The sequence below is a fragment of the Burkholderia sp. AU16741 genome, from assembly GCF_002223345.1.
Taxonomy (GTDB): domain Bacteria; phylum Pseudomonadota; class Gammaproteobacteria; order Burkholderiales; family Burkholderiaceae; genus Burkholderia; species Burkholderia sola.
Genome location: NZ_NKEZ01000003.1, coordinates 1,741,661 through 1,768,082 on the forward strand (window position 1 = coordinate 1,741,661; position 26,422 = coordinate 1,768,082).

Genomic DNA, 26,422 nt, shown 5'->3' on the forward strand with positions numbered 1-26,422 from the left:
AGGGCCGGAACGACGAGGTCGACATCGCGCCGTGCGGCGATCACGTGGCGCCCGCTGCCTTACGCGAATACTTTCATTTTTATTTCATTCTATTTCGCGCGGTGTGGCTCGCAGGAGGCGTCGGCGTCGCGCGCCTCTTTTCGTGCGATCGCACCGCTTATGCCGACGGACTCCCCGCGCGACAGTGATCGTGCTGTTGCGTCGGCCGTCGCATAAACCGGCGATGACCCGCGAAGCGTCGTCACATCGACGTATGGCGCGCGTCGATCACGCCGAACGTCAGCCATTCAATATAGAGGGCCTATCGATCGTCACTACTCACACAGACCAACGAACGATCGTCGAAGCGCTCGATGTTCGCTCAGATCCGCCTCGCCCCTTCGCGCATCGGCACGGACCGAAAAAGAAAAAGCCCCGCAAGTCCGAGAACTTGCGGGGCTTTGTCACCGCTTTTGGCGGAGACGGAGGGATTCGAACCCTCGATCCAGGTTTTGGCCCAGATGCTCCCTTAGCAGGGGAGTGCCTTCGACCTCTCGGCCACGTCTCCCAAACTTTCGCTCGCACCAGGGAGGCAGTGCGACGAGAACGAAATAATATAGGGTTTCGAACCGTACGTCAATTTCCGCGGTGCATTTTCTTCAATGCATCACGAAAAATTCACGACGCCTGGTCGAGTTCGAACACCTTGTGCAGCGCGCGGACAGCCAGCTCCATGTATTTCTCGTCGATCAGCACCGAAATCTTGATTTCGGACGTCGAGATCATCTGGATGTTGATGCCCTCTTCCGACAGCGTGCGGAACATCTTGCTCGCGACGCCCACGTGCGAACGCATGCCGACGCCGACGACCGACACCTTCGACACCTTCGGGTCGCCCTGCACGCGCTCGGCGCTCACATGGCCCTGCACCTGGTTGGTGAGGATGTCCATCGCCTTCTGGTAGTCGCCGCGACCGACCGTGAACGTGAAGTCGGTTTTGCCTTCGACGCTCTGGTTCTGGATGATCATGTCGACGTCGACGTTCGCATCGGCCACCGGGCCGAGGATCTGATATGCGATGCCCGGCTTGTCGGGCACGCCCATCACCGCAATGCGTGCTTCGTCGCGCTGGAACGCGATGCCGGAAATGACTGCCTTTTCCATGGTCTCGTCTTCTTCAAAAGTAATCAGGGTGCCCGAGCGCATTTCTTCGTCGAGCGCAATCAGCGGATCGGTCAGGCTCGACAGCACACGCGTCTTCACCTGGTATTTGCCGGCGAATTCGACCGAGCGGATCTGCAGGACCTTCGAGCCGAGGCTGGCCATTTCCAGCATCTCCTCGAACGTCACGCGGTCGAGGCGGCGCGCCTCCTCGACGACGCGCGGGTCGGTCGTGTAGACGCCGTCGACGTCGGTATAGATCAGGCACTCTTCGGCGCCCAGCGCAGCGGCCACCGCCACCGCCGACGTGTCCGAGCCGCCGCGGCCCAGCGTCGTGATGTGACCGTCCGGATCGACGCCCTGGAAGCCCGTGATGATCACGACCTTGCCCGCGTTCAGATCGTCCTTCACGCGCTCGTCGTCGATCGAGTGAATGCGCGCCTTCGTAAACGCGCTGTCCGTCTTGATCGGCACTTGCCAGCCGGCATAGCTCACGGCCTCGACGCCGATTTCCTGCAGCGCGATCGACAGCAGGCCGACGCTGACCTGCTCGCCGGTCGACGCGATCATGTCGAGCTCACGCGGGCTCGGCTGGCTCGAAATCTCTTTCGCAAGACCGAGCAGACGGTTGGTTTCGCCGGACATCGCCGAAGGCACGACCACCATCTGGTGCCCGGCCTGATGCCATTTTGCGACGCGTTTCGCGACGTTCTTGATGCGCTCGACCGAGCCCATCGAAGTGCCGCCGTATTTGTGTACGATGAGTGCCATTGTCGTTCTGAACTGGAGGAGAAGCCGCACGGGCGCGCTGGGCAGGCCGCGTTGCCGTTCGGTCACGCGGCTTGTGGCTGTGGACGGACGACGAGGGGGACGGCTGGGACGCAACACGCAAGCGTGACGGATTTTGCCCGGAAGGCCGATCAGGCCGCGCAAACCGGGTACGTCACGCGGAAAACCTGCACAAAACGCTCGAAAATCGAGCCGAGCAAACGACCGAGCGTACCCGATAGACGCCTACTTGACAAGCCGCGCGCCGTGTCGCCGGCCGTTCCGGCGCTGTTTACCAAATGGTGAAAATGGGCGCGCCATCGCGCCGGCCGGCCACCCGCCGCCGCTATGCGATCAGCAGGTCGGGACGCCACTCGATCCGGCGCCATGCGGTGGTGGCCGGCGCCGCCGCGGCCGGCTCGCCGATGTCGCGATTGACGCCCAGCCGCGGCACGTAGATCAGCCGGTCGCCCGCGAACAGCAACGGCACGTCGCGCTGCCATGCCGGCACGCCGCGCTCCTGGAACAGGTTCTTCAGCGTCCGGCCCGGCCCGCCCGGCGACGTACGCATCCGTTCGCCGCCGGCCCGGGCGCGCGCCGCCAGTTGCGCACCGCGCAGCACTCCCTCCGGCACGGCGTCGGTGCTGCCCGCGTCGGCGGGCGCGAACACGAACGTGCCGCGCCACGCCGGCAGGTGCCATACTTCCTGCCCGTCCCACGCGAGCGCCACCTCCGGTTGCGGCGTGCCCGTGCCGTCGTCGGCCGGCTCGCTGCTGTCGCCCGCCTCCCAGTAGACGACATCGCGATAGAGCCGCAGGCACTGCCCCGCGTGATCGACGCGCAGCGCATGCGCGTCGTGCGCGGCGCGCAGTTGCCGCATCATGTTGGCGAGCCGGGCAGCCGACGCGCCCGGCAAGCCGAGCCGGCGCATCCAGAAGCGCAGCAGGTTCGCGCCGCGCGTGTCGTCGAAGCCGATCAGCGCGTCGCGCGACAGCGCCTGACCGCCATCGCGCGCGGCGACGGCGAAATCCAGCTCGGCCAGATCGTCGAGCAGCCGCTGAGCGGCCGCCGCATGCTGGGCCGCGCGGCCGAGCGCGTCGCGAAAGCCCGGGAAATGCACGGCCAGCGCCGGCAGCACGTCGACGCGCAACGCATTGCGCGCATAGCGCGTATCGCCGTTCGATTCGTCGTCGATCCACGCGAGCGCGTGCTGCTCCGCATAGCGCTCAAGTTGTGCGCGCAACAGTCTCAACAACGGACGCACACGCTCGATGCTTACGCCGTCGGGACGATAACGCGGCGCCATCGCCGCGAGCCCCGCGATTCCCGCCCCGCGCAACAGTTGCAGCAGCACCGTCTCGGCCTGGTCGTCCGCATGTTGCGCGAGCCACAGCGCCGCCGCGCCGTGGCGTTCGCCCATCTCGTCGAGCGCCGCGTAGCGACGCTCGCGTGCGGTCGCCTCGATACCGAGCCCGCTGTCGCGCGGCACGTCGACACGCATCGATTCGAATGCGGCACCGAGCCGCGCCGCTTGCGCTTCGGCATGCGCAACCCACGCATCGGCGTTTGCGCTGAGGCCATGATGCACGTGCAGCGCGACGCAGCGCGATGCGCCCGCGACGCGCACGGCCGCATCGAGCAGCACCGTCGAATCGAGGCCGCCGCTGTACGCGATCGCGATGCGCGCATCCGGCGGCAGGCCGGAAAGCGCAACGCCGACCGCGTCGAGTACGACGCGGTCGGCGGAGAATTCGGTGGGCGGAATCACGAGCGGGACGCGCGCGCGGCGGCGCGCGCATTGAATACACGGCCGGTCATGCGCCCGGCGTGGTTTCCTTGAACTTGCCGTAGGCCATCAGGCGCTCGAAGCGGCGCTCGCGCAGCGCATCGATGCTCATGCCCTGGAACTGGCGCAGCGAATCGGCCAGCGCACGGCGCAGCAGCGCGGCCATGCCCTTCGGATCGCGATGCGCGCCGCCGAGCGGCTCGTTGATGATCTTGTCGATCAGGCCGAGCGCCTTCAGGCGGTGCGCGGTCAGGCCCAGCGCTTCCGCGGCTTCCGGCGCCTTCGCGGCGCTCTTCCACAGGATCGACGCGCAGCCTTCCGGCGAGATCACCGAGTAGGTCGAGAACTGCAGCATCATCACGGTATCGGCCACGGCGATCGCCAACGCGCCGCCCGAACCGCCCTCGCCGATCACCGTCGTGATGATCGGCGTCTTCAGCTCGGCCATCACGTACAGGTTGCGGCCGATCGCCTCCGACTGGCCGCGCTCTTCCGCGCCGATGCCCGGGTACGCGCCCGGCGTGTCGACGAACGTGAAGATCGGCAGCCCGAACTTCTCGGCCAGACGCATCAGGCGTTCTGCCTTGCGATAGCCTTCCGGACGCGGCATCCCGAAGTTGCGCGCGGCGCGCTCCTTCGTGTCGCGACCCTTCTGGTGGCCGATCACCATGCACGGATGGCCGCCGAAGCGCGCGAGACCGCCGACGATCGACAGGTCGTCCGCGAATGCGCGGTCGCCGTGCAACTCGTGAAAATCGGTAAACAGTTCCGCGACGTAATCGAGCGTGTATGGCCGCTGCGGATGCCGCGCGATCTGCGAAACCTGCCACGGCGACAGATTCGCGTAGAGGTCTTTCGTCAGTTGCTGGCTTTTCTTCGACAGCCGCTCGATTTCTTCCGAAATATCGACAGCCGAGTCGTCCTGCACGAATCGCAGCTCTTCGATCTTGGCCTCGAGTTCGGCGATCGGCTGTTCGAAATCCAGAAATGTGGTCTTCATGTGTTCGAATCCTTGGGTCTTGCGGCAGCGCGTATTCTACCCGCGCGGGCGACGCTCAAAACCAGCTCTCAACTATTGATGTTTAAAACCCGATAGCCGGCACTCAGGCGTCGGCGTCGGGCGCATCGAGGCTGCGCCACATGTACCAGGTCGCGACGGTGCGCCACGGCTCCCAGTTGGCCGCGACCTCGCGCGCCTCGCTGCGCGTGACGGGTTCCCCGCTGAAGTAATTGACGCTGATCGCGCGGATCAGGCCCGGGTCGTCGAGCGGCAGCACGTCGGGCCGCGACAGGTTGAAGATCAGGAACATCTCGGCCGTCCAGCGGCTGATGCCGCGGATCTGCGTGAGTTCCGCGATCACGTCCTCGTCGTCCATCGACATCCATTTGTCGACGTGCAGCGCCCCCGACACGAAATGCTGCGCGAGATCGAGGATGTATTCCGTCTTGCGCTTGGACAACCCGCATGCGATCAGCTTGTCCGCGCCGAGGCGGATCACCGGTTGCGGCGCGAGCTTCGGACACGCGTCCTCGATGCGCGCCCACAGCGACTGGGCGGACGGCACCGAAATCTGCTGGCCGACGACCGAGCGCGCGAGCGTGACGAACGGATCGCCGCGCTTCACGAGATGCGCGGGACCGAACTTCGGAATCAGTTTCTTCAGGATCCGGTCGCGCTTGACGAGGTCCGCGCACGCCTTGTCCCAATAGGCAGGACGCACGACGACCTCCTCGCCGTCCGCTTCGGACGCCCGTGTCTTGCGGGCCGCGTCGGCGGCCGGCAGCGCGGCTGCCGGCTGCGCATGACCGTTCAGCGCGCCGTTCGGCACGGCGCGCGTCGCGTCCGCCTTCGTGGCCGGTACGCGCTTGGCTGCCGGACGCACGGCGACCGGGGTCGCGCGCCTGACCGGCGCTTTTCTGGCCGTTGCCATCTTGCCTCCTACCTGACGGATCGGTCAGTGGAACGCGCCGCGCTCATACGCGACGCCATTCGGTCGATCCGCCCGGTTTGTCTTCAAGTGCGATGCCGGCTTCGAGCAATTCCGCCCGAATCCGGTCCGCTTCGGCATAGTCCTTCGCTTGCTTCGCCGCGACCCGCGCGGCGATCTTCGCTTCGATCTCGTCGGCCACGAGCCCGCCCGCCTGCGCGGCGCCGGACGCCTGCTGCAGGAACGCGCGCGGTTCGCGGCCCAGCAGGCCGAGCAGGCCCGCCAGCTGTTTCAGTTGCCGCGCGAGCGACGCCTCGCGCGTGCGGTTGACTTCACCCGCCAGCTCGAACAGCGTCGCCACCGCGACCGGCGTGTTGAAATCGTCGTTCATCGCGGCCGCGAAACGCTGCGCGTGCGGCTCGTTCCAGTCGAGCGCGAGCGTGTCGGGCTCGACGTCCTTCAGCGCGGTGTACAGACGCGTGAGCGACGCGCGCGCATCGTCGAGATGCACGTCGCTGTAATTGAGCGGCGAACGGTAATGCGTGCGCACGATGAAGAAGCGCATGACTTCCGCGTCGTAACGCTCGAGCACTTCGCGGATCGTGAAGAAGTTGCCGAGCGATTTCGACATCTTCTCGTTGTCGACCTGCACGAAGCCGTTGTGCATCCAGTAATTGACGAACGTCTCGCCGGTCGCGCCTTCGCTCTGCGCGATCTCGTTCTCGTGGTGCGGGAATTGCAGATCCTGCCCGCCGCCGTGGATGTCGAAATGATTGCCGAGCAGCGAGCAGCCCATCGCGGAGCACTCGATGTGCCAGCCCGGGCGCCCCATCCCGTACTTCGACGCCCACGACGCGCCTTCCGGCTCGTCCGCCTTCGCGCGCTTCCACAGCACGAAGTCGAGCGGATCTTGCTTCGCATCGTTCGCGGCGACGCGCTCTCCCGCGCGGAGATCCTCGAGCGACTTGCCCGACAGCTTCCCGTAGTTCGCGAACTTGCGCACCGAGTAATTGACGTCGCCGTCGGTCGCCTGGTACGCGTAGCCGTTCGCCTCGAGCGTCTCGATCATGCCGAGCATCTGCGGGATGAACTGCGTCGCGCGCGGCTCGATGTCGGGCCGATGGATGCCGAGCGCACCTTCGTCCTCGTGCATCGCGCCGATGAAGCGGTCGGTCAGCGACTTGATCGTCTCGCCGTTCTCGACCGCGCGGCGGATGATCTTGTCGTCGATGTCGGTGATGTTGCGCACGTACGTGACCCGATAGCCGATCGCACGCAGCCAGCGCTGGACGAGGTCGAACACGACCAGCATGCGCGCATGGCCCACGTGACAATAGTCGTAGACGGTGATCCCGCATACGTACATCCGCACTTCGCCGGGCTGGCGCGGCACGAAAACTTGCTTGTCACGCGCGAGCGTGTTGTAGATGCGCAGTGATTCCATAGAGATGAACCGTGAGCCGAAGGAAACCGCCCTGGCGAAGCTCGCCCAGCATGTGAAACGGACGGACCATCTGCTGCGGCGCCAGGCCGCGCGTCCTCGATATCACATGGGGCGGTCAGGCTGCAAGCACAGCGGTGACGGCCACGAGAGGCTAAGAAAGACTGTCTGCCGCTCGCCGGAACGCGCAGACGTTTTGTTAGAATGGGTCGGAGTATAACATTCCGATTTACGCCTATGAAACCTCATCGCGGCCGCGCGCCGAGCGCTGCGACCCTCGTTGCGACCACCGTCATGGGCGTCGCGCTGACGCTTTTCGCGGCGCCCGCGGCGCATGCGCAAAAGGCCCCGGCGGTCGCCGACGGCACCCCCGAAGTCGATGCGTCGATCGCCGGCAAGCAGTGGAAGCAGGCGCTCGCGCAACTCGACGCGCGCATCGCGTCGAACCCGCACGACGTGCAGGCGCAGTTCAAGCGCGGCACCGTGCTGGCCCGCCTGAACCGCGACGACGACGCGATCCAGCAGTTCGTCGCGATCACGCAGGCGTACCCCGAACTGCCCGAGCCGTACAACAACCTCGCGGCGCTCTACGCGAAGCACGGCCGCTATGACGAAGCGCGCACCGCGCTCGTCACCGCGACGCAATCGAACCCGGGCTACTCGCTCGCGTACGAGAACCTCGGCGATCTGTACCTGCGCCTCGCGGCCGAATCGTACAAGCGCGCGCAATCGCTCGGCCGCACGAGCGGCGCGACCGCGCAGCGCCTCGCCGATCTGCAGAAGATCGTGTCGCCGTCGAAAGCCGCGCCGAACGCCCGCGCGACGACGCCGGCCACGCGCGACTACACCGACCGCGCCGCCGCGAACGTGAGCACCACCACGCTGCCGATGTCGCCGACGTTCCAGTTCAGCGGTCCGTCGGGCGCACTGGCGGCGCCGTACGTCGCGCCGTCGCAATAAGCGGCGCGGCCTTCCTTCCCTCCCAACCTGAGGATCGCAATGAAACGTCTGTTGCTGGCGCTTGGCGGCGCCGCCCTTCTCGCGACCGCGCCCGCGTTCGCGCAAACGGCCACCGCGCACCCCGTCGTGCAGCTGAAGACCTCGCAGGGCGACATCCGCGTCGAGCTCTATCCGGAGAAGGCGCCGAAGTCGGTCGCCAACTTCCTCGATTACGTGAAGGCCGGCCAGTACAACGGCACGATCTTCCATCGCGTGATCAAGGGCTTCATGATCCAGGGCGGCGGCTACAAGACCAACTTCGAGGAAAAGCCGACCCGTGCGCCGATCCCGCTGGAAAGCCGCAATGGTCTGAAGAACCTCACTGGCACGATCGCGATGGCGCGCACGAGCGATCCGAACTCGGCCACCGCGCAGTTCTTCATCAACACGGTCGACAACAGCGGCCTCGACTACCCGAACCCGGACGGCAACGGCTATGCGGTGTTCGGCAAGGTCGTGTCGGGTCTCGACGTCGTGAAGAAGATCGAAGGCGTGGCGACGACCTCGCGCGGCCCGATGCAGGACGTGCCGGCGCAACCGGTCGTGATCGAATCGGCGAGCATCGTCTCCAAGTAAGCACCTGCCGGCACGTCCGGCGCCTCACGCGGCCGCGTCGCACGACCGGCCGCGTGCCATTTAAACCGCCTCACCGAAGGAATTCATCATGGTTGAACTGCATACGAACCACGGCGTGATCAAGCTCGAACTCGACGCCGAGAAGGCACCGAAGACGGTCGAGAACTTCCTGAACTACGTGAAGAAGGGCCATTACGACGGCACCGTGTTCCATCGCGTGATCAACGGCTTCATGATCCAGGGCGGCGGCTTCGAGCCGGGCCTGAAGCAGAAGCCGACCGACGCGCCGATCGACAACGAAGCGAACAACGGCCTGAAGAACGACAACTACACGGTCGCGATGGCGCGCACGAACGATCCGCACTCGGCGACCGCCCAGTTCTTCATCAACGTGAACGACAACGATTTCCTGAACCACTCGTCGCCGACGCCGCAGGGCTGGGGCTACGCGGTGTTCGGCAAGGTCGTCGAAGGCCAGGACGTGGTCGACAAGATCAAGGGCGTCAAGACGGGCAACGCCGGCTTCCACCAAGACGTGCCGGCCGACGACGTCGTGATCGAAAAGGCCGTGGTGGTCTGACGCACCAGCCGTTACGGAGGCACTTCGATGTTGCAGGAGAGTCCGCCGCGAAGCGTCTCCGCGGGCGTGCCGGGCGAGCGCGAGTACGCGCAAGCCGCACGCCCGTTCCTGTTTCTGTCCGATCTGCACCTGAGCGAGGCGATTCCGAAGACGGTCGCCGCGTTCGAGCATTTCGTGAAATACACCGCCGACAGCGCCGACTCGGTGTTCATCCTCGGCGACCTGTTCGAATACTGGATCGGCGACGACATCCTCGACGACGATCCGTTCGCCGCGCGCATGGCCGCGCTGATGCATACGTTCTCGGAACGCGGCATCGCGCTCTACGTGATGCACGGCAACCGCGATTTCCTGCTCGGCCGGCGCTTCATGAAGGCCGCCGGCGCGATGCTGCTGCCCGACCCTTCGCTGATCATCGCGTTCGGCCAGCGCATCGTGCTCGCGCACGGCGACGCGCAATGCACGGCCGACCGCGGCTACCAGGTGTTCCGTCGCTTCGCGCGCAACCGCGTCGCGCAATGGCTGTTTCTCGCGTGGCCGTTCCGCTGGCGCCGCGCGCTCGCCCAGCGCATGCGCTCGACCAGCGAAGCGGGCCGGATGCGCCCTGCTTCGGCCATTTACGACGTCACGCGGGAAGGCGTGGCCGCGCTGTTCCGGAAAAGCCGCGCGAGCGTGATCATTCACGGCCACACGCACCGCCCCGCAAGCCACGCGGAGCCGGGCGGGATCCGCTGGGTGCTGCCCGACTGGGATCTCGACCACGGCACGCGGCGCGGCGGCTATCTGCGTGTCGACGCGGAAGGCATCCACGCGATGCCGCTCGACTGACGCCGCTGCTGCCGTCGCACCGACCGGCAGCGATCGCGTTCGTTACATCTGGCGTTCGACCGTCTTGCCTTCCAGCACCGCCGACAGCCTGCGCAGGTCGAGGCGTGCCGCGTCGGCGCCCTGCAGCGTTTCCAGATGCGTGCCGAGCCGCTCGAGCGCCGCGACGATCTCGTCGACGCGGCGGCTTTCCTTCGCCGCGTGATCGATCAGCCCGTGAATCGCGAGCGACATCGGGTCATCCGCGTTCGGCGTGATCCCGTACGCGCAGAATGCCGCGCGCTCGGGCTGCGGCTTCGGCTGCGCCGGCATCACGATGCGCGCCGGATTGCCGACCGCGGTACCGCCCGGCGGCACCGGCTTGACGACCACCGCGTTCGAGCCGATCTTCGCGCCCGCGCCGACCGTGAAACCGCCGAGCACCTTCGCGCCGGCGCCGACGATCACGCCGGCTTCCAGCGTCGGGTGACGCTTCGCGCCGCGCGTGAGCGACGTGCCGCCCAGCGTCACGCCCTGATAGATCGTGCAGTCGTCGCCGACGATCGCCGTCTCGCCGATCACGACACCCATGCCGTGATCGATGAACACGCGCCGGCCGATCGTCGCACCGGGATGGATCTCGATCCCCGTCAGGAACCGGCCGGCCTGCGACGCGAACCGCGCGAGCCAGTAGCGTTTCGCGCGCCAGCATGCGTGCGCGAAACGGTGCAGCACGAGCGCATGCAGCCCCGGATAACAGGTCAGCACTTCCCACGCACTGCGAGCGGCGGGATCGCGCTCGCGAATCGTTGCAACGTCTTCGCGCAGTCTCGTCAACATGATGTGATCCGGGAAAAGGCCGGCGCGCATCGCCGGCAATGCCGGCCGTTATCGCGCCGGGTCATTTGCTTATGACGTCCGGCGATTGTAGGGCCAGTCGCGCCCGGCCGCACGCAGTCGCGCGTTCACCCCGCCGTCGGCGCGGGTATTCGTCCGCGACGCTTGTTGCAACGGGGGTTGCCGGCAGCGATCGATCGGGAAAAACAACCGGTCCGACGCCGCCGGCTGGCCAACGCATGGCCTGCCCGACCGCACGCCGCATCCAGCGGACTCCCGCACGCCCGGCAATCGGAGTGTCGACCGCTTACGCGTCGCCGTCCGGCTTGCCCGACTTCAGCAGGATGTGCTTCGCGATGCCGCGCAGGATGTTGACCTCCTCGCGCTCGAGGCCCGTGCGCGCGAACAGGCGCCGCAGCCGCGGCATCAGCTTCTTCGGATTGCGCGGATCGAGGAAGTCGAGTGCGATCAACGCGTTCTCGAGATGCACGTACATCCGCTCGATCTCGTCGCTCTGCGCGAGCGTGCCGGCTTCGGCCGGCGGCTGCGCGGCCGGCTCGCTCGCCTGCTCGAGAAACGCGACGCGCAATTCGTACGCGAGCACCTGCACGGCCTGCGCGAGATTCAGCGAACTGTAGGCCGGGTTGGCCGGAATGTGCGCGAGCGCGCTGCACTGCTCGACATGCTCGTTCGCGAGACCGGTGCGCTCGTTGCCGAACACGAGCGCGACGTCGCCCGCGCCGACCTGCGCGCCCGCCTGCGCGGCGGCCGCGCGCGGCGCGAGGCGCGGCGGCCCGTATTCGCGCGTGCGCGCGGTCAGCGCGATCGACCAGTGCACGCCGGACAGCGCTTCGCCGAGCGTCGGCACGACGTGCGCGGACGCGAGGACGTCGTCCGCGCCGCTGGCCATCGCGATCGCCTCCGGGTCGCGCTGCACGTGCGGCACGCGCGGCGCGACCAGCACGAGGCGCGAGAAACCCATCGTCTTCAGCGCGCGGGCGGCCGCCCCGACGTTGCCGGGATGGCTCGGCTCGACGAGCACGAAGCGGGTGGACGTGAAGCCGCCGGACGGCGGCGCGGACGAGGCCGCGCCCGATTCGGACGGCGCGGCGGTGTTCTGCGGGGTTTCCACTACGATACGACTCGGTTCATCAGAATGGCCGTATGGTATCGCCATCGCCCGCGCAAACCCACTCGTCCGGACGACCAGTGGGGGTTTCCCCGCGTGCCGACCGCCTGAAACCGCCAAAAATCGGGTAAAATCATGCCTTTACGCGTTGCGCTCGGCGCAGCGCGGGTCGTACCCCGCTCTTTGTCAATTCGCGTCTCACCTCGCCCCGGCACGCTTGCGCCGTTCCGGGCGGTTGTCCCACTTCGTGGCGGCCCGTGCCGCCGGCTACAGGATCCAGGCTCATGCATCCCATGCTCAACATTGCTGTCAAGGCTGCGCGCCGCGCCGGACAGATCATCAATCGCGCGTCCCTCGATCTCGACCTGATCGAGATCCGCAAGAAGCAGCAGAACGACTTCGTCACCGAAGTGGACAAGGCCGCCGAAGACGCGATCATCGAGACGCTAAAGACCGCCTACCCCGACCACGCGATCCTCGCGGAGGAATCGGGCGAATCGGAGAACGAATCCGAATTCAAGTGGATCATCGATCCGCTCGACGGCACGACCAACTTCATTCACGGCTTCCCGTACTACTGCGTATCGATCGCGCTCGAGCACAAGGGCGTCGTCACGCAGGCCGTCGTCTACGATCCGAACAAGAACGACCTGTTCACGGCCACCCGCGGCCGCGGCGCGTACCTGAACGACCGCCGCATCCGCGTGGGCCGCCGCGACCGCCTGTCGGACGCGCTGGTCGGCACGGGCTTCCCCTTCCGCGAGAAGGACGGCCTCGACGCCTACGCGCGCCTCTTCACCGAGATGACGCAGGCCTGCACGGGCTTGCGCCGCCCGGGCGCGGCGGCGCTCGACCTCGCGAACGTCGCGGCCGGCCGCCTCGACGCATTCTTCGAGCAAGGCATCAACGTGTGGGACATGGCCGCGGGCAGCCTGCTGATCACCGAGGCCGGCGGCCTCGTCGGCAACTACACGGGTGATGCCGATTTCCTGCATCGCCACGAGATCGTCGCCGCGAATCCGAAGATCTACGCGCAGATGATCCCGATCCTGAACCGCTACAGCCGCATGCATCCGGCAGCGGAGTAAGCCCGGGCCGCGCCCGCGTGGCGCGGCTTTCGCGCAAACCGCTCGCACGGCATCGTCACGATGGCGCGCCGATCGCCCGACACGCGAAACCATCTTCCGTGCACGCGGGCCGCTTCGTGCGCCTATCCTGAAGTTGCTCGCGTCGCGCGTGCGAATCGGCGCACTGCCGCTCGCACCGCTGGCCCCGCAACGACGGCACAGGGTTTGCGTCCGGCATGCCCGCGCGGCGAACCACGCCGCCGGCGTGCCGGCCCCGCCTGTATCAACATCGCCACGGCGCCGTGGCAATCGCATCCGAGTCATCATGTTACGGCTAAGCGAAATTAAACTTCCCCTCGACCACCCCGAGCGCGCGCTCGAGGCCGCGATTCGCGCGCGCCTCGCGGAGCTTGGCGTGGCGGCGGACGATCTCCTCCGTTACACCGTGTTCCGCCGCGCGCACGACGCGCGCAAGCGCGCCGACATCAAGCTCACGTATATCGTCGATATCGAAGTCAAGGACGAAGCGGCCGCGCTCGAGCGCATCGCCGGCAACCCGCATTGCGGCGTGACGCCCGACATGGCGTACCACTTCGTCACGAAGGCGCCCGAGCACGCCGATTTCCTGCGCCCGGTCGTCATCGGCATGGGGCCGTGCGGGCTGTTCGCGGGGCTGATCCTCGCGCAGATGGGGTTCCGCCCGATCATCCTCGAACGCGGCAAGGCCGTGCGCGAGCGCACCAAGGACACCTTCGGCCTGTGGCGCAAGAGCGTGCTCAATCCCGAATCCAACGTGCAGTTCGGCGAAGGCGGCGCGGGGACGTTTTCCGACGGCAAGCTGTACAGCCAGATCAAGGATCCGAACCACTATGGCCGCAAGGTGCTGGACGAATTCGTCAAGGCCGGCGCGCCCGAGGACATCCTGTATCTGAGCCGCCCGCACATCGGCACGTTCCGCCTCGTCAGCATGGTGGAAAAAATGCGCGCGTCGATCCACGAACTCGGCGGCGAAGTGCGTTTCGAAACCCGTGTCGACGACATCGAAATCGACCAGGGCAAGGTACGCGCGCTCAAGCTGTCGAACGGCGAAACGCTGCGGTGCGACCGCGTGGTGCTGGCCGTGGGCCACAGCGCGCGCGACACGTTCCAGATGCTGCACGACCGCGGCGTCTACATCGAAGCCAAGCCGTTCTCGCTGGGTTTCCGTATCGAGCATCCGCAGGGGCTGATCGATCGCAGCCGCTTCGGCAAGTTCGCGGGCCACAAGCAGCTCGGCGCGGCCGACTACAAGGTGGTCCACCACGCAAGCAACGGGCGCGCGGTCTACAGCTTCTGCATGTGCCCGGGCGGCACGGTGGTCGCCGCGACCTCGGAGCCGGGCCGCGTGGTCACCAACGGGATGAGCCAGTATTCCCGCGCGGAGCGCAATGCGAACGCGGGCATCGTCGTCGGCATCACGCCGGACGACTATCCGGGCGGCCCGCTCGCCGGCATCGCGTTCCAGCGCAAATGGGAAGAGCGCGCGTTCGAACTCGGCGGCGGCGACTACCGTGCGCCGGGCCAGCTGGTCGGCGATTTCATCGCGGGTCGGCCGTCGACGTCGCTGGGCTCCGTGGAGCCGTCGTACAAGCCCGGCGTGAATCCGACCGATCTCGGCACCGCGCTCCCCGATTACGTGATCGAAGCGATCCGCGAAGCGCTGCCGGAGATCGACAAGAAGATCGCCGGCTTCGCGATGCACGATGCCGTGCTCACCGGCGTGGAGACGCGCACGTCGTCGCCGATCCGGATTCGACGCAAGGACGACTACCAGAGCATGAACGTCGAAGGCCTGTATCCGGCCGGCGAAGGCGCCGGGTATGCGGGCGGCATCTATTCGGCCGCGATCGACGGCATCGAAGTCGCGCAGGCGGTGGCGCTCAGCCTGACGTCGGCGCACGCGTCCTGAGCCGCGGTGCGAAGCCGGCGCGTGCAGGCGCGCAAGCCGGGCGCCGCCGGCTCCGCACCGCTCGTGGCAACGCTTGCGATCGGAAGTGACGAAAGACGCGCGCGGTTCCGGGCCATGCGCCCTTTCTTCAGCGCCTCATGGCGAGCGATCGTGAGCCGCCGCTCGAGGTTAGTCGCCGCTGCGCGGCGCCGCCGGCAATCGGCCAAACGGCCAACTTCGCACGTTCGCGTCGAAGCCGCTGGTAAACTCGGGCAACCCAAGCACCCACTTCATGCCTGACCTATGACCACGCTGTCGCCCGAAGCCTTCGCAGGCCACACCCCGATGATGCAGCAGTACCTGCGCATCAAGGCCGATCATCCGGACACGCTCGTCTTCTACCGGATGGGCGACTTCTACGAGCTGTTCTTCGAGGATGCGGAAAAAGCGGCACGCCTGCTCGACCTGACCCTCACGCAGCGCGGCGCGTCGGCCGGCACGCCGATCAAGATGGCCGGCGTCCCGCATCACGCGGTCGAGCAATATCTGGCGAAGCTCGTGAAGATGGGCGAATCGGTCGCGATCTGCGAGCAGATCGGCGATCCGGCCACGTCGAAGGGCCCGGTCGAGCGCAAGGTCGTGCGCGTCGTCACGCCGGGCACGCTGACCGACGCCGCGCTGTTGTCCGACAAGAACGACGTCTACCTGCTCGCGATGTGCACCGGCCACAACAAGCGCGGCGTCGCGGTCAATATCGGCCTCGCGTGGCTGAACCTCGCGAGCGGTGCGTTGAGGCTCGCCGAAATCGAGCCCGAGCAACTCGCGGCCGCGCTCGAACGCATCCGGCCGGCCGAAATCCTGACGCCGGACGGCGCGACCGACGCCCTTCCCGCCGGCGCGGGCGCAAGCAAGCGCGTGCCGGCCTGGCACTTCGACATCGCATCGGGCACGCAGCGTCTGTGCGACCAGCTCGACGTCGCGAGCCTCGACGGTTTCGGCGCGCATTCGCTGACGAGCGCGTGCGGCGCGGCCGGCGCGCTGCTGCTCTACGCAGCCGCCACGCAAGGCCAGCAACTGCGGCACGTGCGCAGCCTGAAGGTCGAGAACGAAACCGAATACATCGGGCTCGATCCGGCCACGCGCCGCAATCTCGAACTGACCGAGACGCTGCGCGGCACCGAGTCGCCCACGCTGTATTCGCTGCTCGACACCTGCTGCACGACGATGGGCAGCCGCCTGCTGCGTCACTGGCTGCATCACCCGCCGCGCGCGTCGGTCGCCGCGCAGTCGCGCCAGCAGGCGATCGGCGCGCTGCTCGACGCACCGGCCAACGCGAGCCTCGATGCACTGCGCAGCGCGCTGCGCCAGATCGCCGACGTCGAACGGATCACCGGGCGGCTCGCGCTGCTGTCAGCGCGCCCGCGCGACCTGTCGAGCCTGCGCGATACGTTCGCCGCGCTGCCGGCACTGCGCGAGCGCATCGGCGCGATCGTCGCGAACGCGGATGCGCTCGCGCGCGTCGACGCCGCGCTCGCGCCGCCCGCCGAATGTCTCGATCTGCTGACGAGCGCGATCGCCACCGAGCCGGCCGCAATGGTGCGCGACGGCGGCGTGATCGCGCGCGGCTACGATGCCGAGCTCGACGAGCTGCGCGACATTTCGGAGAATTGCGGGCAGTTCCTGATCGATCTCGAAGCGCGCGAACGCGCGCGCACCGGCATCGCGAACCTGCGCGTCGAATACAACAAGGTGCACGGTTTCTACATCGAGGTCACGCGCGGCCAGACCGACAAGGTGCCCGACGATTACCGTCGCCGCCAGACGCTGAAGAACGCCGAGCGCTACATCACGCCGGAACTGAAGACCTTCGAGGACAAGGCGCTGTCGGCGCAGGAGCGCGCCTTGGCGCGCGAGCGCGCCTTGGCGCGCGAGCGCGCGCTGTACGACTCGGTGCTGCAGGCGCTGCTGCCGTTCATCCCCGAATGCCAGCGCGTCGCGTCGGCACTTGCCGAGCTCGACCTGCTGGCCGCCTTCGCCGAACGCGCACGCGCGCTCGACTGGGTCGCGCCGACCTTCACCGACGAGATCGGCATCGAAATCGAGCAGGGTCGCCATCCGGTCGTCGAAGCCCAGGTCGAGCAGTTCATCGCGAACGATTGCCGGTTCGGCGCCGAGCGCAAGCTGCTGCTGATCACCGGCCCGAACATGGGCGGTAAGTCGACGTTCATGCGGCAGACCGCGCTGATCGCGCTGATGGCGTACGTCGGCAGCTACGTGCCGGCGAAGTCGGCCTGCTTCGGCCCGATCGACCGGATCTTCACGCGCATCGGCGCGGCCGACGATCTCGCGGGCGGCCGCTCGACCTTCATGGTCGAGATGACCGAAGCCGCGGCGATCCTCAACGACGCGACGCCGCAAAGCCTCGTGCTGATGGACGAAATCGGCCGCGGCACGTCGACCTTCGACGGCCTCGCGCTCGCCTGGGCGATCGCGCGCCACCTGCTCGCGCACAACGCGTGCTACACGCTGTTCGCGACGCACTACTTCGAGCTGACGCAACTGCCGGCCGAATTCCCGCAGGCGGCCAACGTCCACCTGTCGGCGGTCGAGCACGGCCACGGGATCGTGTTCCTGCACGCAGTCAACGAAGGCCCGGCGAACCAGAGCTACGGCCTCCAGGTCGCGCAGCTCGCGGGCGTCCCTGCGCCGGTGATCCGCGCCGCGCGCAAGCACCTCGCGTATCTCGAACAGCAGTCGGCATCCCAGCACACGCCGCAACTCGATCTCTTCAGCGCGCCGCCGGCGGCCGTCGACGATCTCGAATGCGCGGACGCACCGGCGCTGCCCGACACGCCGCATCCGGCACTCGAAAAACTGCGCGACATCGATCCCGACGATCTCAAGCCGCGCGAGGCGCTCGACCTGCTGTACGAACTGCGTACGCTCGTCCGGTCGCACGATGCCGACGGGCACGCGTAAGCGCATTGCGCGCGGCCTGCCGGCCCGCGCCGCCGCCGCGCTCGTCGCGGCGGCCCTTGCGCTGGCCCAGGCCGGTGCGCTGGCCGCGCCGCCCAAGCGCAGCGCGGCGCCCTACTCGTTCGCGGTCGTATCGGGCGTCATCAACGTCCCGGCGGACGAACCGGCCGCGCAGCGGCTGCTCGATGCGATCGCACGCGAGCGCAATCTCGCGTTCGTCGTCTACGCGGGCGATCTCAAAGGCTCGAAGGAAGCATGCCGCGACACGCTGTATTCGCAGCGCGGCGCGATCCTGGATTCGGCGCGCGTGCCGCTCGTGTTCATTCCCGGCCACGACGACTGGATCGCGTGCAGCACCGCGGCCGGCGGCGGCTACGACCCGGTCGAGCGGCTCGATTTCCTGCGGCAGACGCTGCTCGCCGACCCGGCGCTGCCCGATCCCGGCGCGCTGCAGATCACGCGGGAAAGCGAAGTCCCACGGTTCCGGCCGTATCGCGAGAACGCACGCTGGATGCGCGACGACGTCGTCTACGTCGCACTCAATGCGCCAGCGCCGAACAACCATTATTTGACGGCGGGCGGCCGCAACGGCGAATTCGAGGATCGCATCGTCGCGAACGACTTCTGGATCGACCATGCGGCCGAATATGCGAAGCGACGCGAAGCGCGCGCGATGGTCGTGATTTTCGAGGGCGATCCTCAGTTCGAACGCTATGAACGCGCCGAGCGCTTCGCGTGGCTGCGTTTCAACCGGCCGCGCGTGCGCGACGGCTTCCGCGAACTGAAACGAACGCTGGTGAAGGCGGCGGCGACGTTCCGCGGCCCGATACTGGTGATGCACGCGAGCGGCGAACCGCTGGCGAACGGCTTTCTGATCGACCGTCCGCTGCATGGCGACGACGGTGAGCTGGTAGGAAACGTCACGCGCGTCGCGATCGGACCGCGCCATCCGACGAATCAGTGGGTGAAGGTGAGCGTATCGCCGGCGCGGCAGACGATCTTCAACGTGAGCCTGCAGGAGGTGCCGAAGAACCTCCCGGTGCCGCCCACGCTGCCGCTCGTGCCGCGCGACGACGTGCCGCTGCCGCAGATGCCCGAAATTCCCGCGCTGCCTGCGCTACCCGACTCTTCGTCGGTCGCGCCGCCGCTGCAGGGCGACGGCGCCGCCCCGGGCGGCGCGTCGTGGCCGGCACCGCCCCCCGCATCGGGGCCGGCGCCGGAGTTGCCGGCAAGCTCAGTGCAGCGTACGCCCTGACGGCGCTTCGCCGTCTTCGTCGTCGTCCTCGTCGACGATCTCGAGCCCTTCCGCGCCATGCGCGTGCTCGTGCTCGATTTCGTCTTCGGTGGCTTCGCGAACGTCCTTCACGGTCAGCGCGAAACGCAGCGCCATGCCCGCCAGCGGGTGATTGCCGTCGAGCACGACCTTGTCCTCGGCGATATCGGTGACCGTGTAGATCAGCGAGTCGGCTTCCTCGTCACCGTCTTCCGGCGTGCCTTCGAACTGCATGCCCACTTCGAGCGGCTCGGGAAAACGGTCGCGCGGCTCGATCTTCACGAGTTCGGGATCGTAATCGCCGAACGCGTCCTCCGGCTCGAGCTGGATCTGCGCCTGGTAGCCTGCCTCGTGGCCGTCGAGCTGTTCCTCGATCTTGGGGAACGTGCCATCATAGCCGCCGTGCAGATAGACCATCGGCTCGTCGCTTTCTTCAATCAGATTGCCCTGTGCGTCCGACAGCTTGTAAGTGACCGACACGACGGTGTTTTTTGCGATTTTCATCCAATTCTCCCAAATACAAGTCTCATTATACGATGCGCAACCGGTCTCAAGCCGAACCGCGGGATGCCGCTGCCGCCCCGCTCGGCGCGCCGCCTTCCGATCTTCCCACACCGCTGCTCGGCGGCCTCACACCGGCGCAATTCATGCGCGGCTACTGGCAAAAGAAGCCGCTGCTGATCCGCCAGGCGATCCCCGGCGTCGCGTCGCCGGTCACGCGCGATGCATTGTTCGAGCTCGCCGCCGACTATGACGCGGAATCGCGATTGATCACCCATTTTCGTAACAAGTGGCAACTGGCACACGGCCCGTTCGAACCCGGTTCGCTCCCGGCCGTCACGCGCAAATCCTGGACCCTGCTCGTGCAGGGACTCGACCTGCACGCCGACGCGGCGCGCGCGCTGCTCGACCGCTTCCGCTTCGTCCCCGACGCGCGGCTGGACGACCTGATGATCTCGTACGCGACGGACGGCGGCGGCGTCGGCCCGCACTTCGATTCGTACGACGTCTTCCTGCTGCAGGTCGAGGGCCGGCGCCGCTGGCGGGTCGGCGCCCAGAAGGATCTGTCGCTGCAGCCGGACGTGCCGCTGAAGATCCTCGAAAACTTCGAGCCGAGCGACGAATGGGTGCTGGAGCCCGGCGACATGCTGTACCTGCCGCCGCACATCGCGCACGACGGCGTCGCCGAAGGCGAGTGCATGACCTGCTCGATCGGGTTCCGGGCACCGTCCGCCGGCGAGCTGGGCGCGCAGTTCCTGTATTACCTCGCGGAGCGCGGCGGCCTGCGCGACGCGGGCGGCGACGACCTCTACCGCGATCCGAAGCAGCCGGCCGTCGACGCGCCCGCGCAACTGCCGCCGGCGATGGTCGACCGGGTCGCCGAGATCGTCGACGCGATCCGCTGGCGCAAGCGCGACATCGCCGAATTCCTCGGCTGCTACCTGAGCGAGCCCAAATCGAACGTCGTTTTCGACCCGCCGGAGCGCCCGCTGTCCGAGGCCGCGTTCGTCGCGCAGGCGTCTCGCCGGGGCGTGTGTCTCGACAGAAGGGCCGCATTGATGTATAACGCGCGCTCGTACTTCATTAATGGCGAGGAAGGGCCGCTCGAGCAAGCCGAGGAATGGCTGCCCGAACTGGCCAATCAACGCCGGATGGAGGCGAAACGGTTTGTAACACTATCCCGGGGTCCCTCGATGACAGCCTTGTTGCACGAGTGGTATCGTGCGGGCTGGATACGGGTCGGAAACCGGAATTAGTGTGAGTCGCCCCGTATGCCCATACAGATCAAATTCTGTATGGGAAAGACAACGTATTGACCCCGCATTTGTCGACGGTCGATAGGAAAGTGCATATAATTTCCGCCCAAGCCGTAGGGAAGATTCACGCTCTAAGAAGTGCATCTCCACCAGCGGCCCAGGTCGGTGTTGGAGCACATTACCGGTATTGTTTCGCGCTGTTGCTTACCTTTAACCATAAAAGGACGTGATCATGAAGAAATCCCTCCTCGTAGCTTCCCTGTTGGCTGCTGTTGCACTGGCTGCTTGCAACAAGAGCGCTGATCAAGCTGCTTCGTCGGCTGCTAGCGACGCATCGGCTGCTGCTTCGTCGGCTGCTTCGGCAGTTGCTGGTGCTGCGAGCGACGCTTCGGCTGCAGCTTCGTCGGCTTCGGCTGCTGCGAGCGACGCTGCTGCTGCAGTGGCGTCGGCTGCTTCGGCAGCGACGGCTGCTCCGGCTTCGGGCGCAAGCCAGTAAGCCTTCAGCGTCAGCTGAAAAAAACCGGCCCGAGGGCCGGTTTTTTTACGCCTGTCGCTTTCGATCGAGCGCCCGGCAGCCGCTGGGGGCCGCGCCGCTGGGGCCGCCGCAGCGGCCCTGCCCCGCTCATCCGAGCATCAGCCAATCGAAGCCCGCGTCCTGCGAGGCCACGATCACGTCTTCCCCGTCCGTCCCGAGCACGCCGCCGAACGCCTGGCGGGCCAGTTCCGGCAGGTTGTTCTGCTGGCTCAGATGGGCCGCGACTAGGTGCTGCAAACGGCTGCGTTCGAGCGACGCGAGGATGTCGGCCGCCGCGTCGTTGCTCAGGTGGCCGTGGTTGCCGCCAATGCGTGCCTTCAGCGACTGCGGATAGCGGCTGCCGGCCAGCATCGCGGTATCGTGGTTGGATTCGAGCACCAGCGCGTCACAGCCGCTCAGGACCGCCGTGATGTGCGGCGTAGCCATCCCGACGTCCGTCAGCACGCCGAGCCGGCGGTTTCCGTCCATGAACACGAACTGGAGCGGTTCCCGCGCATCGTGCGGGACGGTATAAGGCATCACGGCCAGATCGCGTATCGCGGCCGTCTCGTCGCCCCACAGCACGTGGAGATCGACATCGGCCTCGTCCGCACCGACCGCGCGCGCGGTGCCCCAGCTCATGTAGAGCGGCAGCGACGCGCGACGCGCGAGCGTCAGCGCGCTGCCAACGTGGTCGCTGTGTTCGTGGGTAATGAGGATCGCATCGAGATCGGCGATGCAGAGATTCAGTCGGCCGAGCCGGCGCTCGACCTCCTTGGCAGAAAAGCCGCAGTCGAGCAGCACACGAGTGGTCGTCGTGCCGCTCGCGGCCTCGACGACCAGCGCGTTGCCTTCGCTGCCGCTTCCGAGGCTGGCGAATCGCACGCGCTCAGTTCAGCTGCGCGTGCAGCAGCGAAATGATCCGCTGCGCGTCCGACGAATTGTCGACCTGACCGTTCGCGCCGATCACGGCGACCTGCGTGCCGCCGGCGCCTTGCGCGCGCACGTTGACCAGGAACTCCTTGCCCGGCTTCGCCGCCGACGGGCCGCCGTAGAACAGCTTGCCGAACAGGCCGTCACGCTTGAGCTCTTCCATCGAGTTCGCATAGCGCACGGTGTAGACGCCCTTCTCGCGGTCGCGATTGTCGACCGTGAAGTTGGTCCGGTCGAGCGCCAGGCCCACGCGCAGCCACGCACGGTCGAACGACTCGGCCAGTTGCAGCGTCGCGGCGCCGCTGCTCGTGTCGCTGACCTGCGCCGGCGCCGTTGCCGGGCGCGCATCGGTCAGCAACTGCTTCGCCTGCGCGTCGGTCAGGCCGAACTTCTGCATCAGCTTCGACAGGAACACGGCTTCGAGCACCGGGTTGCGCGGACGCTCTTCCCAGCGCGACGACGTGCCGCCCTGCGGACCGACCATCATTTCCTCCATCGCGCTGTGCGTGATCGAGATGTCGGTGTTGCCGTCCGACGTGCGGTTCACGAGCGTGCGGAAGCGGTCGCGCGTGCCCGACGAATAGGCGAAATCGATGACCTTGCCGATCGTGCGGCGGAACCAGTCGTCCGGAATGTTCGCGCGGTTCTCGGCCCAGTCGGTGGCCATGATGCCCGTCGACGGCGCATCGGTCTTCAGCGAGAAGCCGTTCTCCTGCCAGAACTCCTTCAGGATCGGCCACAGCTGCTCGGGCGTGCGGCCGTCGACGACGAGCCAGCGGCGATCGCCGTCGCGCTCGATGTGCATACCGAGCGGATCCTGCGCGCTCGGTATGCCGTCGGTCGCGTTGCCGGCCTGCGTCGTGGCCCGCGGCGGCAGCGTGCCGAGCCCGGCGTTGGTCGGCGGCGCGACGAACTGCTGCGTCGTCTGCACCGGCTTCAGGTCGCTCGGCACCGCGAGCGGCGGCGCCGAGCCCGTGTTCTTGTAGTTGACCCGGTCGGGGGCCAGGTAGTCGTTCAGCGTATCGCAGCCAGCGAGCGCGCCCAGCGCCAGCGCCACCACCGACAACTGGATGGCGCGAGAGGAAAAGGCGAAACGTTTCATGAAATCCTTCGTCTTGCTAGAACGCTCGTCAGGAGCGGCGCCGGACGGTGCCGGCCGGTGCGGGTTGATCAGGGGTCGAGCCGGCGGCCGCAGGACGCGGCCGCGTCGGCATCAGGCGAGAACGCCGGCCTCGACGAGGGCCGAACGTACGGCATCGTGGCAGCGCTCGTCGAGCGCCGTGAGCGGCAGCCGGATGCCGCCCTGCATCTTGCCCATCGCCTGCAGCGCCCACTTCACCGGGATCGGGTTCGCTTCGATGAACAGGTTCTTGTGCAGCGACAGCAGCTTCATGTGCAGTTCGCGCGCCGTAGCGACGTCGCCGGCCAGCGCCGCGCGGCACAGCTCGCTCATCGCGCGCGGCGCGACGTTCGCGGTCACCGAGATGTTGCCGTGGCCGCCGAGCAGCATCAGCGCGATCGCGGTCGGATCGTCGCCGCTGTAGATCGCGAAATGCTTCGGCGCGGCCTTGATCAGGTGGGCGGCGCGATCGATGTTGCCGGTCGCTTCCTTGACGCCGATGATGCCCGGCACCTGCGCGAGGCGCAGCGTCGTCTCGTGCGCCATGTCGGCGACCGTCCGGCCCGGCACGTTGTACAGGATCACCGGCAGGTCGACCGATTCGGCGATCGTCCGGAAGTGGCGGTACATGCCTTCCTGCGTCGGCTTGTTGTAGTACGGCACGACCTGCAGCGTGGCGTCCGCGCCGACGGCCTTCGCATGCTTGGTCAGCTCGATCGCCTCGGCGGTCGAATTGCCGCCCGCGCCCGCGATGATCGGGATGCGTTTCGCCGCATGCTCGACCGCCGTGCGGATCATCAGGATGTGCTCTTCGACGCTGAGCGTTGCCGACTCGCCGCTCGTACCGACGACGACCAGCGCATCGGTGCCTTCCGCGATGTGCCAGTCGATCAGTTTGCGAAACGCCGGCAGGTCGAGACTGCCGTCTTCGAGCATCGGGGTGACGATCGCGGGGATGCTGCCGCGGATTTGAATGCCGTCTTGGGTGCCGTTAGCCATGAAACGCGATTGATTGTGTACCGGTAAACGTTGAGATTGTAGCGGATTAGCCGGGCAGTTCGTAACGTGGAATTCCCGCCCCCGCCTTCGGGGTCGCGCCCTCGCGCACTGCGCTCAGACGCTGGACGAACGCCTCGCGCGGCGCGGCGATGAAACCGTCCTCGTACGCGATCACCCGCAGGCGGCCGTGCACGGCGTCCAGCAACTCGCCCGGAGCGAGCAGGAACGCGGGATTGGACGGTTTTCCGACCGTTTCGTTTCCTTGCGCGAAGGTTTCGTAGATCAGCACGCCGCCCGGCGCCACGGCGTCGAGCAGATGGGGCCAGAGCGGGCGATGCAGGTAGTTCGTGACGATCACGGCCGCGTACTGCTCGCCGGCCGCCAGCGGCCATGGCGCACCCTCGAGATCGGCCGCGCGGGCGTCGACGCCCGGCATCGCGCGCAACGCGGCCAGCGCGGCCGGATCGCGATCGAGCGCGACGACCGGATGCCCGCGCGACGCGAACCAGCGCGCATGGCGCCCGCCGCCCGCGGCGACGTCGAGCACCGCCCCGCCGGCCGGCACGAGCCGCGCCCATTGCGCGACCCAGCGCGACGGTTCGGCCTGGCCGACGTGGCCGCCCGCGGCGGCGATGACGGACTCGCTCATGCGCCGGGTCAGTTGTACGACAGGCCCATCGCGTCGCGCACGTCGCGCATCGTTTCCGTCGCGTATTTGCGCGCCTTGTCGCAACCGTCCGCGACGATCGCACGCAGCAGCGACGGATCGTCCATGTACTTCTGCGCGCGCTCGAGCATCGGCTGCTGTTCGCGCAGGATGCCTTCGACGACCGGCTGCTTGCAGTCGAGGCAGCCGATGCCCGCCGAACGGCAGCCCTTCTGCACCCAATCGTGCGTCGCTTCGTCCGTGTAGACCTGGTGAAGCTGCCACACCGGGCACTTGTCGGGATCGCCCGGATCGGTGCGGCGCACGCGAGCGGGATCGGTCGGCATCGTGCGGACCTTCTTCGTGATCGTGTCGGCGTCTTCACGCAGGCCGATCGTGTTGCCGTACGACTTGGACATCTTCTGCCCGTCGAGGCCCGGCATGCGCGACGCTTCGGTCAGCAGCGCCTGCGGCTCGACCAGGATGATCTTGCGCGCGCCTTCGAGATAGCCGAACAGACGCTCGCGGTCGCTCATCGACAGGCTTTGCGATTCCTGCAGCATCGCGCGCGCCTGTTCGAGCGCCTCGTCGTCGCCTTCCTGCTGATACGCATTGCGCAGCTCGTGATAGAGCTTCGCACGCTTGCCGCCGAGCTTCTTCGCGGCCTCGAGCGCCTTCTCCTCGAAACCGGGCTCGCGGCCGTACAGGTAGTTGAAGCGGCGCGCGATCTCGCGCGTCATCTCGACGTGCGGCACCTGGTCTTCGCCGACCGGCACCAGCGAGCCGCGATACAGCAGGATGTCGGCCGCCATCAGCACCGGGTAGCCGAGAAAGCCGTAGGTGGACAGATCCTTGTCCTTCAGCTTCTCCATCTGCTCCTTGTAGGTCGGCACGCGTTCGAGCCAGCCGAGCGGCGTGCTCATGCCGAGCAGCAGCGCAAGTTCCGCGTGCTCGGGCACCTTGCTCTGGATGAACAGCGTCGCCTGCGCCGGATCGATGCCGGACGCGAGCCAGTCGATCAGCACGTCCCACACGTTCTTCTCGATGACCTCGGGCGTCTCGTAGTGCGTCGTCAACGCATGCCAGTCGACGACGCAGAAGAAGCACGGGTACTCGGACTGCAGCTTCACCCAGTTTTTCAGCACGCCGTGGTAATGACCGAGGTGCAGCGACCCGGTGGGTCGCATGCCGGAGAAAATACGTTCTGGGAACATGATTGTCG

The 26,422-nt window shown here is 67.1% G+C and carries 23 protein-coding genes, 1 tRNA gene and 1 pseudogene; 10 read left to right on the forward strand and 15 right to left on the reverse strand.

What is annotated here, in order from left to right; all coding sequences use genetic code 11:
- Positions 1-453: 453 nt before the first annotated feature.
- The 6 genes from CFB89_RS10530 to cysS form a co-directional block, all read right to left on the reverse strand.
- A tRNA-Ser gene (locus tag CFB89_RS10530) sits at positions 454-547 on the reverse strand.
- Between the two features lie 110 nt (positions 548-657).
- Positions 658-1,911, reverse strand: a complete 1,254-nt coding sequence (locus CFB89_RS10535; RefSeq protein WP_011549493.1) for an aspartate kinase — start codon at positions 1,909-1,911, stop codon at positions 658-660.
- Between the two features lie 343 nt (positions 1,912-2,254).
- On the reverse strand, positions 2,255-3,676 hold the full coding sequence (gene tilS / locus CFB89_RS10540) for a tRNA lysidine(34) synthetase TilS (protein WP_089467772.1): 1,422 nt from the start codon (positions 3,674-3,676) through the stop codon (positions 2,255-2,257).
- 46 nt (positions 3,677-3,722) lie between these two features.
- A complete protein-coding gene (locus tag CFB89_RS10545; protein WP_006478433.1) occupies positions 3,723-4,694 on the reverse strand; it encodes an acetyl-CoA carboxylase carboxyltransferase subunit alpha in 972 nt (323 codons plus the stop codon).
- Positions 4,695-4,797: 103 nt separating this feature from the next.
- A complete protein-coding gene (locus CFB89_RS10550) occupies positions 4,798-5,625 on the reverse strand; it encodes a DNA-3-methyladenine glycosylase (RefSeq protein WP_089467773.1) in 828 nt (275 codons plus the stop codon).
- 43 nt (positions 5,626-5,668) lie between these two features.
- A complete protein-coding gene (gene cysS / locus CFB89_RS10555) occupies positions 5,669-7,066 on the reverse strand; it encodes a cysteine--tRNA ligase (RefSeq protein WP_089467774.1) in 1,398 nt (465 codons plus the stop codon).
- A 234-nt stretch (positions 7,067-7,300) separates the two neighbouring features.
- On the opposite strand from cysS, the gene CFB89_RS10565 reads away from it, so the two are divergent.
- The 4 genes from CFB89_RS10565 (at position 7,301) to CFB89_RS10580 (ending at position 10,046) form a co-directional block, all read left to right on the forward strand.
- Positions 7,301-8,023 carry a tetratricopeptide repeat protein gene (locus CFB89_RS10565; RefSeq protein ID WP_179233401.1) on the forward strand — a complete coding sequence of 241 codons (723 nt, stop codon included), beginning with the start codon at positions 7,301-7,303 and terminating at the stop codon, positions 8,021-8,023.
- A 39-nt stretch (positions 8,024-8,062) separates the two neighbouring features.
- The gene (locus tag CFB89_RS10570) at positions 8,063-8,638 is read left to right on the forward strand and encodes a peptidylprolyl isomerase (protein WP_006484003.1); all 576 of its coding nucleotides are present in this window, start codon (positions 8,063-8,065) and stop codon (positions 8,636-8,638) included.
- Between the two features lie 88 nt (positions 8,639-8,726).
- Positions 8,727-9,218 carry a peptidylprolyl isomerase gene (locus CFB89_RS10575; RefSeq protein WP_027784822.1) on the forward strand — a complete coding sequence of 164 codons (492 nt, stop codon included), beginning with the start codon at positions 8,727-8,729 and terminating at the stop codon, positions 9,216-9,218.
- A 27-nt stretch (positions 9,219-9,245) separates the two neighbouring features.
- A complete protein-coding gene (locus tag CFB89_RS10580; RefSeq protein WP_089467776.1) occupies positions 9,246-10,046 on the forward strand; it encodes a UDP-2,3-diacylglucosamine diphosphatase in 801 nt (266 codons plus the stop codon).
- A 42-nt stretch (positions 10,047-10,088) separates the two neighbouring features.
- Here the strand turns inward: CFB89_RS10580 and cysE are convergent, their stop codons facing one another.
- Positions 10,089-10,862: a serine O-acetyltransferase gene (gene cysE, locus CFB89_RS10585; protein ID WP_256979646.1), complete on the reverse strand. Its 774-nt coding sequence runs from the start codon at positions 10,860-10,862 to the stop codon at positions 10,089-10,091.
- A 304-nt stretch (positions 10,863-11,166) separates the two neighbouring features.
- Positions 11,167-11,991, reverse strand: a complete 825-nt coding sequence (locus CFB89_RS10590) for an RNA methyltransferase (protein ID WP_089467778.1) — start codon at positions 11,989-11,991, stop codon at positions 11,167-11,169.
- Between the two features lie 281 nt (positions 11,992-12,272).
- Between CFB89_RS10590 and CFB89_RS10595 the strand changes: the two genes are divergently transcribed.
- From CFB89_RS10595 to CFB89_RS10610, 4 genes are all read left to right on the forward strand, one after another.
- Complete coding sequence (locus tag CFB89_RS10595; RefSeq protein WP_050012977.1) at positions 12,273-13,076, forward strand: inositol monophosphatase family protein; 804 nt, start codon at positions 12,273-12,275, stop codon at positions 13,074-13,076.
- 304 nt (positions 13,077-13,380) lie between these two features.
- Positions 13,381-15,003, forward strand: a complete 1,623-nt coding sequence (locus CFB89_RS10600) for an NAD(P)/FAD-dependent oxidoreductase (RefSeq protein ID WP_089467779.1) — start codon at positions 13,381-13,383, stop codon at positions 15,001-15,003.
- 282 nt (positions 15,004-15,285) lie between these two features.
- A complete protein-coding gene (gene mutS / locus CFB89_RS10605) occupies positions 15,286-17,961 on the forward strand; it encodes a DNA mismatch repair protein MutS (protein ID WP_089467780.1) in 2,676 nt (891 codons plus the stop codon).
- Positions 17,942-19,213, forward strand: coding sequence for a hypothetical protein (locus CFB89_RS10610; protein WP_179233402.1), 1,272 nt, complete (start codon positions 17,942-17,944; stop codon positions 19,211-19,213). Before mutS ends, CFB89_RS10610 begins: the two co-directional genes overlap by 20 nt.
- Here CFB89_RS10610 and CFB89_RS10615 read toward each other — a convergent pair.
- Positions 19,193-19,735, reverse strand: a complete 543-nt coding sequence (locus CFB89_RS10615) for a peptidylprolyl isomerase (protein WP_011694320.1) — start codon at positions 19,733-19,735, stop codon at positions 19,193-19,195. The genes CFB89_RS10610 and CFB89_RS10615 overlap by 21 nt on opposite strands.
- A 32-nt stretch (positions 19,736-19,767) precedes the next feature.
- Between CFB89_RS10615 and CFB89_RS10620 the strand changes: the two genes are divergently transcribed.
- Together CFB89_RS10620 and CFB89_RS35640 are read left to right on the forward strand one after the other, a co-directional pair.
- Positions 19,768-20,988, forward strand: coding sequence for a cupin domain-containing protein (locus tag CFB89_RS10620; protein WP_089467781.1), 1,221 nt, complete (start codon positions 19,768-19,770; stop codon positions 20,986-20,988).
- Between the two features lie 56 nt (positions 20,989-21,044).
- A pseudogene (locus CFB89_RS35640) lies at positions 21,045-21,291 on the forward strand (hypothetical protein).
- Between the two features lie 20 nt (positions 21,292-21,311).
- On the opposite strand, the gene CFB89_RS34830 reads toward CFB89_RS35640, so the two are convergent.
- The 6 genes from CFB89_RS34830 to CFB89_RS10655 all read right to left on the reverse strand — a co-directional run bounded on the left by CFB89_RS34830 (position 21,312) and on the right by CFB89_RS10655 (position 26,414).
- On the reverse strand, positions 21,312-21,476 hold the full coding sequence (locus tag CFB89_RS34830; protein ID WP_179233403.1) for a hypothetical protein: 165 nt from the start codon (positions 21,474-21,476) through the stop codon (positions 21,312-21,314).
- Between the two features lie 134 nt (positions 21,477-21,610).
- On the reverse strand, positions 21,611-22,387 hold the full coding sequence (locus CFB89_RS10635; protein WP_089467782.1) for an MBL fold metallo-hydrolase: 777 nt from the start codon (positions 22,385-22,387) through the stop codon (positions 21,611-21,613).
- Between the two features lie 4 nt (positions 22,388-22,391).
- Complete coding sequence (gene bamC, locus CFB89_RS10640) at positions 22,392-23,537, reverse strand: outer membrane protein assembly factor BamC (protein WP_089467783.1); 1,146 nt, start codon at positions 23,535-23,537, stop codon at positions 22,392-22,394.
- Between the two features lie 111 nt (positions 23,538-23,648).
- On the reverse strand, positions 23,649-24,554 hold the full coding sequence (dapA, locus tag CFB89_RS10645; protein ID WP_089467784.1) for a 4-hydroxy-tetrahydrodipicolinate synthase: 906 nt from the start codon (positions 24,552-24,554) through the stop codon (positions 23,649-23,651).
- A gap of 46 nt (positions 24,555-24,600) precedes the next feature.
- Positions 24,601-25,203 (reverse strand): bifunctional 2-polyprenyl-6-hydroxyphenol methylase/3-demethylubiquinol 3-O-methyltransferase UbiG, encoded by a 603-nt coding sequence (locus tag CFB89_RS10650; protein ID WP_089467785.1) that lies wholly within the window; start codon positions 25,201-25,203, stop codon positions 24,601-24,603.
- 8 nt (positions 25,204-25,211) lie between these two features.
- Complete coding sequence (locus tag CFB89_RS10655; RefSeq protein ID WP_089467786.1) at positions 25,212-26,414, reverse strand: tryptophan--tRNA ligase; 1,203 nt, start codon at positions 26,412-26,414, stop codon at positions 25,212-25,214.
- Positions 26,415-26,422 lie beyond the last annotated feature (8 nt).